The organism is Citrobacter sp. Res13-Sevr-PEB04-36 (genome assembly GCF_015672735.1).
Classification (GTDB): domain Bacteria; phylum Pseudomonadota; class Gammaproteobacteria; order Enterobacterales; family Enterobacteriaceae; genus Citrobacter.
The window spans coordinates 1-8,341 of the sequence record NZ_JADABY010000036.1 but is presented as its reverse complement, the minus strand read 5'-3'; the positions used below and the strand labels follow the sequence as shown (position 1 = coordinate 8,341).

Annotated in this window: 4 protein-coding genes; all 4 read right to left on the bottom strand. The window is 51.9% G+C overall.

What is annotated here, in order from left to right; translation table 11 throughout:
• Window positions 1-213 precede the first annotated feature (213 nt).
• Window positions 214-1,578, bottom strand: a complete 1,365-nt coding sequence (locus IMQ48_RS10355; RefSeq protein ID WP_196208964.1) for an HlyD family type I secretion periplasmic adaptor subunit — start codon at window positions 1,576-1,578, stop codon at window positions 214-216.
• Window positions 1,565-3,751 carry a type I secretion system permease/ATPase gene (locus IMQ48_RS10350; RefSeq protein ID WP_196208963.1) on the bottom strand — a complete coding sequence of 729 codons (2,187 nt, stop codon included), beginning with the start codon at window positions 3,749-3,751 and terminating at the stop codon, window positions 1,565-1,567. Before IMQ48_RS10350 ends, IMQ48_RS10355 begins: the two co-directional genes overlap by 14 nt.
• Before the next feature lie 100 nt (window positions 3,752-3,851).
• A complete protein-coding gene (locus tag IMQ48_RS10345; RefSeq protein ID WP_196208962.1) occupies window positions 3,852-5,204 on the bottom strand; it encodes a TolC family outer membrane protein in 1,353 nt (450 codons plus the stop codon).
• Between the two features lie 145 nt (window positions 5,205-5,349).
• Window positions 5,350-8,341, bottom strand: a 2,992-nt coding sequence (locus IMQ48_RS10340; RefSeq protein ID WP_196208961.1) for a hypothetical protein, incomplete at its 5' end; no start/stop codon positions are given.

The following is an 8,341-nucleotide window of genomic DNA, read 5'->3' as shown; positions in this document are numbered from 1 at the left end:
ATGATTTTATTCCCGCGCATTATTGAGGTCCTTTATTGCCGAAAATGAAATAAAAATAGAATTATTCCAGAGGGTATTTAAGGTTGTATAAACGGGACGCCGATGGCACAAGTTAAATTGTCTTAAAATGGCGTAACAGGGCATAAACCCTGCCAAAATTGGCAGGGTAAATTAATGGCAGGGATTAAAATTGCCGTTTATCGGAAACTGCCACTAGCGTTCGTGGAAGGCTTCCGCTTTGGCTCGCAGAATTGGTTTTAGCAAATAAGCCAGAATCGTTTTTCTACCGGTAATAATATCTACCGAGGCCACCATCCCGGGGATGATGATCAGTGGTTTTTCATCACTGCCTAGATGGTTTTTTTCGGTACGCAGGCGCACTACGTAATAACTTTTCCCCTCTTTATCGGTCACCGTATCCGGGCTTATCTGTTCCAGTTTTGCCTTCAAACCACCGTAGATGGTGTAATCATAAGCGGTGAACTTCACCATCGCTTCCTGGCCTGGATGCAGAAAGGCGATGTCCTGCGGTCGGATTTTCGTTTCGATGAGTAAGGTGTCATCTAACGGGACAATTTCAACCAAATCGCTACCCGGCTGAATAACGCCACCGATGGTATTGACCATCATCTGTTGCACGATACCGCGCACCGGAGAGGTAACCAGTGTTCGGTTAACCCGGTCTTCAATGGCTTTCCCGGACGCTTCGATTTTGCTGAGCTCTGTGCGCGCTTCGTTGAGTTGGGTGAGCGCTTCGCTACGGTAGCGATCGCGGGTTTCACTCATCTTGTTTTCAATTTCTTTGATGGCTGCTTGTGCCCGGGGGATTGCCAGCGTAACGGATTCTAACTGGCCACGGGTATCAACCTCCGAACGGCGCAAGCGCAGTATTTCGACTTTCGAAATGGCCCCTTTCGCGACCAGAGGTTCAGACATGCTAATTTCCTGCTGCAGTAGTCCGAGACTGCGGCGCGTCTGGTTGGCTTTGGCCTGGTAGTCTAAAAGCTCTTGTTTCTTTTGCACCAGTTGTTCATTCAGCCCGCCCAACTCGCTCTGGATACGTTGCTTCATACTGGTAAACAGGTCCATCTCACCGCTGGCGATATCGGGGGATTTCTGCGTGATTTCTGCCGAGAGTGTCAGGCTGTCTTTATCGGCAAGTTGGGCGGTGAGTCGCTGTATACGGGCCTCAAGTGCCAGTTGGTCGGCTTCGGACTCGCCAGCATTGGAGCGGAAACGGGTATCGTCCAGACGCAGCAACGGCGCACCGGCCTTCACCATTTTCCCTTCATGAACAAAGACTTCAGAAACAATGCCGCCTTCCAGGTTTTGTACTTTTTGCAGACGTGATGATGGGATCGCCCGACCCTCTCCACGTGTAACCTCATCAATGTTTGCCAGCGAGGCCCAGATAATCATCATGATAAAGAACGCGAGGATTGCCCACAAAGTGATGCGCACGACGCGAGGAGAGTCGTCGATTAGTGCCTTGTTGACTTCATTCGCGGCGAACGTAGATTTATTTTTATCACCCACAAGCCATTTCATCAGGCGGCTGAGTCGATTATCGGTTCGCATGAATCTGCCCCTTTTTCAGTGCATTCAACACGCTTTCTTTCGGGCCATCAGCAATAATTTTGCCGTTGTCGAGGACGATTAGGCGGTCAACCAATGACAGCAGTGAAGCCCGGTGAGTCACCAGCAATAGCGTCTTATTGCTGACCACTGGCGCGAGCGCTTTTTTTATCAGGTCTTCGCTGGTGTTATCCATAGAACTGGTCGGCTCATCCATTAATAAAATAGGGGGATCGAGCAATAGTGCCCGTGCCAGAGCGACGGCTTGTCGCTGACCACCGGATAAATTCATACCTCGTTCACCCACTTGCATGTTGTAGCCGGACGGATGGCGGCGAGCGAAGTCATGCACGCCCGCGATTGTCGCAGCGCGGACCATTGTCTCTTCATCCACGTAGCTCGCGCCTGTCACCAGGTTATCGCGTAGCGTCCCGCTGAACAGGTGAATATCCTGGGGCGCGTAACCAATATTGTGGCGAATATCGTTGACGTCGAGCTGGCGGGCGTCAATTCCATCGACCAGAACCATTCCGCTATCGGGTTGATAGAAGCCAACCAGCAGTTTTGCCAGCGAGCTTTTACCGGAGCCGCTGCGCCCAATGATGCCCACCTTTTCACCCGGTGCAATTTTTAGGGAGACACCGTTGAGTGAAACATACTCATTTTGTGGGTAGCGGAACGTCACATCATGAAATTCAAGAGCGCCGGACAGCGTTTCGCGCCGCAACGGGACTTCGTGGTGCTGCGTTTCCTGTTCGAGATCCATCATGTTGTCGATGGTGGCTTTGGTCATTTTGGCTCGCTGATAGCGAGTAATGAGGCTACAGAGCTGGCCGATGGGCATCATTGCGCGGCGTTGTAACAAGTAGCAGGCAATAAGACCGCCCATGCTGAGATTACCGGCGATAATCCAGTACACCCCGGCGACAATGATAATCACACCGCTGAACTGCTGTAGCCAGTTGGTAAAATTGACAGCAACATAAGACAGTGATTTTACCCTTAACTCCAGCTTGCTCAGGCTGCCAATCACCTGTTCCCACTGGTACTGTCTTTCGCTCTGGGCATTATTCACTTTGATGGCGTCAAGGCCCGTCAGGGTTTCCACCAGCATTGCTTGACGTTCATGAGACAGGCGATAGGTTTTTTGTACCTGCGTCATTAGCGGGCGTTGGATCATCCAGTTGATCAGTAGTGCGATGGGATAAACCACCAACGGAATAAAGACCAGTGGCCCGCCGATAATGCCGATCACCAGCAAAATCAACAAAGTAAAGGGAAGATCGATAAATGTGGTTAAGGTGAGTGAAGAAAGAAAATCGCGTACCGATTGATATTCCTGAAAATTCTGAGCAAAACCGCCCGCCCGGCTCGGACGTAGCTTCATCTTCATTCCCATCAGCCGTTCATACAGTGCTGCAGAAATAATTAAGTCCGTCTTCTTACCCGCCAGGTCGAGGCAAATACCGCGCAAAATTTTCAGAATAAAATCAAAGACGAATGCGATGGTGATACCTATCGCCAGCATCCATAGCGTTGCCGTTGCCTGGTTGGGGACGACGCGATCATAGACGTTCATCACAAACAAAGGGGTAGCCAGCGCAATCAGGTTGATAAGAAAGCTGGCTACGACGGAGTCCAGGTAGAGAAATTTCGATAATTTCAGTGTGTCCTGGAACCACGATTTCGTCCGCGGAATAGTGGAACTGGGCTGGGTGTTATATTCATGTTCAGGTTGAATAAAAAACGTCTTCCCGCTGTAGTCAGCCGCCAGTTGGTCTCTGGATACCGTGACTTCGCCACCCTTGGTTTCCGCACACAGCAGACGGGCGCGTTGTTGCTCATCCCAGCCTAATAGCACAGCGGCCTGCGCATTTTTCAGCAAAATAATGGCGGGCAGGGAAATATTTGCAATGGCGTCTAACGGACGCGGGATCGCCCGGGCTTTAAGCCCTGCGCGTTGCGCTGCGCGAGGGAAGGTACTCAACGTGAGACGGTTTTCCTCTAACGGGAGACCAGAGGTCAGTGCGTTGCGGCTGGTGATGATGTTATGGAGCTTACAAACGACCATTAAACAATCAAGAAGGGGATCGTCATGATTTTGTTGAGGATCGTGCCTGATGTCATCATTACCCGAAGCGGTTGTGTTATCCACTGAATCAGTTTGAGGTGCCATTTTCTGACCTTACATGCGAGCGAAAAAATCGCCGGGGTGATTACAACAATGGGGTATTTTTTTCATCGATGACAAAAATACCCCATAAACCCGATACGCGTTACTTTAATTCAGGGAGTTCCGCTTTAGATGTTTGCATTTCGTCAACCGGCAGAGCCGCTGAAGGCGCCTGAATGTTGAGCTGTTTTAACAGTTCACCCGTTCGGGTATTTATGCGGTAAGTGGTAAACATTTCAACAAATTGCAGTTGTACGTAGCGACGCTGTGCGCTAAACACTTCATTTTCACTATCGAGCATATCGAGTAAGGTACGGTCGCCCAGGCTGAACTGTTCCTGATAAGCGGTACGGACTACCATACTGCGATCGGCATAATCTTTCGCAATCGGCACCTGCTGCTGCGCATTCAACAGCGCATTCCAGGCCAGGCGCAGCTCCTCGCTAAGCTGACGCTGTGTGTTTCTTTTGATGTCCTGCGCTTCCTGTATTTTGTACGCATAGGAGGTGAGCTGGGCTTTATCGCTGCCGCCGTTGAACAGGTTGTAGCGCATACGCAACATGGCCTGCCACTCCTGATTATGCCCGCGGGTGCCGTCGATATTGTTATCCATAGTACGTCCAACATCCACATCGACGCTCGGGTAGAAGCGGGAGTTTGCCGCTTCATATTGCTGATGCGTCGCCTCAACATCGGCATTAGCCTGTTTCAGCAGTGGGCTGTTTGCCAGCATGACTTTGCTGGCTTCCTCCAGTGATGCCGGAATTTTGGTGGGTTGTGGTAGGGTGAGGTCGATTGCTTCCTGACCCGTAACGCTGAAGTAGTTGGTGCGGGAGTCTTCCAGATTTGTTTGTTCAGTGAGCAGGTTATTGCGCGCCTGGGCAAGGCGAGCTTCCGCTTGTGCGAAATCCGCTTCACGGCCAACGCCCTGTTCGGTGCGCAAGCGAATCTGATCGAAAATACGTTCGTGGTTCTTCAGGTTTTCTTCGGCCAGCTTGACCATTTTTTCCTGCATCAGTACATCGAGGTAACTTTGAATCGTGGTTAACGCCGTCGTTTCTGTTGTATTCAGTAGGGAGAATGCCCTTGAGTTAACCGTGGCTTTCTGGCGCGCGACTTCACTGGTGGTCGCAAAACCATTAAAGAGGTTTTGCTTCAGATTGATACTGGATTCACTGCGGTGTAAGTCACGCAGGTGATCGCCTGAGGCGCGCGTGGTGGCATTATCCGTTTGTTCCCAGCCGGTTCCGGCGGAGAGATCCAGCGTGGGTAAATACCCGCCTTTTGCCGCCTTCAGATCCTGGTCTGCAGAATAACGGCTGTTCACGGATGCGCTGATTTGCGGGTGCGAGTTCAAGGTGTTTTTAATGGCCTGCTCAAGTGTTGTCGCGCTGGTGTGCCCCAGCATGAGGAGTGGAAGTGATAACCCAAAAGCAATCTGTGCGCGGTACTTCATATTTATTATCCTTATTGCATTAATTTATCAGGCTTTTTGTCCTTGCCGGATAAAATGTCGAGGAAATGTCTTCAGAGAAAAAGCATGTCCCGGACATAAGCGTGTGAACACCCCCGCGGTATCATTGCCGTGGGGGCGGATGTTGTCAGGAATCGGTATCTGGTTTGGCAATCAGGTCGTCGACGAGAGAGTGGTCTCCCCCGGTAAAGGCATCCCCTGCATCGTGAGGGGAATCGCCAGCAACAATGTGATCGGCACCGTTATGGCTTTCGGCACTGACGTCAGCCACCGGAAGCAGTTTGCCCAGGTCGTGGTCGCTACCTTCGTCGTGAATAATATCGCTAAAGTTGAGCGGTGCTTCGTGACTTAGCGTTGTCGCACTCGTGGTATTGTCATCGGATGTTTCATCGTGACTTGCCTCTGCGGTTTCCGCTTTTATGGTCGTCGCGGACGCATCATCGGGCGATAGCGCATCATCCCCAAGCAGATTAGTTAACGACACCTCTGACGGTAAGTCCGTGTTGGCGTTGAGCGTGTCGGTATGTTCGGGTGATGTCGCGTCGCTGAGGGGCTCGGCTGGCGTCAGGTAGAGATCTTCGCTATCGATTAATAACGCATGCGTTTGGTCATGACTGTCGGTCTCTTCGCTGGTGGCATCACTCTGTGTGGATTGATCAACGTGATGAGGCGCAGTGTTATCTTCACTCTGCGTCCGCGCAGTATTGTCGTTGAGCTCGTGATGTTCATCGACTGACAGCGACTGAACATCAGCATCATGGGTGACAGTGTGCGTTGAGGTATCTTCCCCGGACAGCGTAATACTGTGGTGAGTGTCACCTGCGGCGATCTCTCCGCTGTTGTGCGTCTCATTATTGACCTCAGACGAGATATCTACCTTGATATCTCCCGGAGTGATCTGACTATCGGTGTTTAGCGTAATTTTCGCATTCAGATCTGCAGTATCATCTACGTCAATGGTGACATGACCATTTGCGTCAACAGCATAGGTTTTACCGTTGAAGTCTATGCTGCCTTTTGGCAAGCCGGAAAGGGTGATAGAGGTAATCTGATCGTGTTCACCACCGCCAGTAACGGAGGCATCCAGAGAGAGTTCATAGTGCCATGACGTATGGCTTCCCGGCGCATTAGGATCCCAGCCACTACCGCCCTTAGATGACGTTACGTCAGAGATGGAGTTAGAGCCCTGAACGACCGTATGACCGTTTATCGTCACGGAGACATTATCGACATAGTTTATATTGCCGTTAACGTTAGCCGGGCCCTTGTTCGCACTCCATCCCTTACCATCATCCTGCACGTATATCGTATCTCGGGCATCCCCGTTGGGGCCGCTAGCTGAGGTGGTGTTCCCTCTTACGGAGTCCATGGTCCGGAAGTTACCATCCTGCCAGTAGCCGCTACCCTCATGCAGCAGGAACACGTCGCTTTTACTTTCAGAACCGGATGGGTTGCCGTTGGAGTAAACCTTAATTTGATCGGCAGGAATCTGATCGGAAATGCGTCCGGCTTCAATATCGCCCTGAGTGATCCACAGCACAACGTTTTTACCGACAGAGACAATCTTACCGTTTTCATCAACGTCATAGCCGTTGTCGCTTCCGCCCCCTCCGTTGATTTCGGTGACTTTTGAGGTCCCCGATACCTTAAAGTCAACCTCCAGATAAATGGGCTTATCGGCGTCGACATCGGAATCCGCATCGCTGTCGGAGTCACTGTCAGAGTCAGAGTCAGAGTCAGAGTCAGAGTCGCTGTCGGAGTCGGAGTCGGAGTCGGAATCGCTGTCGGAATCAGAGTCACTGTCAGAATCGGCGTCGCTGTCGGAGTCTGAATCACTGTCAGAATCCGAGTCGCTGTCGGAGTCCGAGTCACTGTCGGAGTCTGAATCGCTGTCGGAGTCAGAGTCGCTGTCAGAGTCGGAATCGCTGTCAGAATCCGAGTCACTGTCGGAGTCAGAGTCGCTGTCGGAATCGCTGTCAGAATCTGAATCGCTGTCGGAGTCGGAATCACTGTCAGAGTCGGAATCGCTGTCAGAGTCAGAGTCGCTGTCGGAATCAGAGTCACTGTCGGAATCAGAGTCACTGTCAGAGTCGGAATCGCTGTCAGAATCCGAGTCGCTGTCCGAGTCTGAATCGCTGTCGGAGTCTGAGTCGCTGTCAGAATCAGAGTCGCTGTCAGCGTCGGAATCGCTGTCGGAGTCTGAATCGCTGTCGGAGTCAGAGTCGCTGTCGGAGTCAGAGTCGCTGTCAGAGTCGGAATCGCTGTCAGAATCCGAGTCGCTGTCGGAGTCCGAGTCGCTGTCGGAATCAGAGTCACTGTCGGAATCAGAGTCACTGTCGGAGTCGGAATCGCTGTCCGAGTCTGAATCGCTGTCTGAGTCCGAGTCGCTGTCGGAATCAGAGTCACTGTCGGAGTCAGAGTCGCTGTCGGAGTCGGAATCGCTGTCCGAGTCTGAATCGCTGTCTGAGTCCGAGTCGCTGTCAGAGTCTGAATCGCTGTCGGAGTCTGAATCACTGTCAGAATCTGAATCGCTGTCGGAGTCCGAATCGCTGTCAGAATCAGAGTCACTGTCGGAGTCTGAATCGCTGTCGGAGTCCGAGTCGCTGTCAGAATCAGAGTCGCTGTCGGAATCAGAGTCACTGTCAGAGTCGGAATCGCTGTCAGAATCCGAGTCACTGTCGGAGTCCGAGTCGCTGTCGGAGTCCGAGTCGCTGTCGGAGTCGGAATCGCTGTCAGAATCCGAGTCGCTGTCCGAGTCTGAATCACTGTCGGAGTCTGAATCACTGTCCGAGTCTGAATCACTGTCGGAGTCTGAATCGCTGTCAGAGTCTGAATCGCTGTCGGAGTCAGAGTCACTGTCGGAGTCTGAATCGCTGTCAGAGTCTGAATCGCTGTCGGAGTCTGAATCGCTGTCGGAGTCTGAATCGCTGTCGGAATCAGAGTCACTGTCGGAGTCGGAATCACTGTCAGAATCCGAGTCGCTGTCGGAGTCCGAGTCGCTATCGGAGTCGGAATCGCTGTCGGAGTCAGAGTCGCTGTCGGAGTCGGAATCGCTGTCGGAGTCAGAGTCGCTGTCGGAGTCTGAATCGCTGTCAGAGTCCGAGTCGCTGTCGGAGTCG

Bases quoted from the DNA above. Each gene is read 5' to 3' on its own strand.
- IMQ48_RS10350 (WP_196208963.1), bottom strand. From the start codon at position 3,751: ATGGCACCTCAAACTGATTCAGTGGATAACACAACCGCTTCGGGTAAT.
- IMQ48_RS10345 (WP_196208962.1), bottom strand. From the start codon at position 5,204: ATGAAGTACCGCGCACAGATTGCTTTTGGGTTATCACTTCCACTCCTC.
- IMQ48_RS10355 (WP_196208964.1), bottom strand. From the start codon at position 1,578: ATGCGAACCGATAATCGACTCAGCCGCCTGATGAAATGGCTTGTGGGT.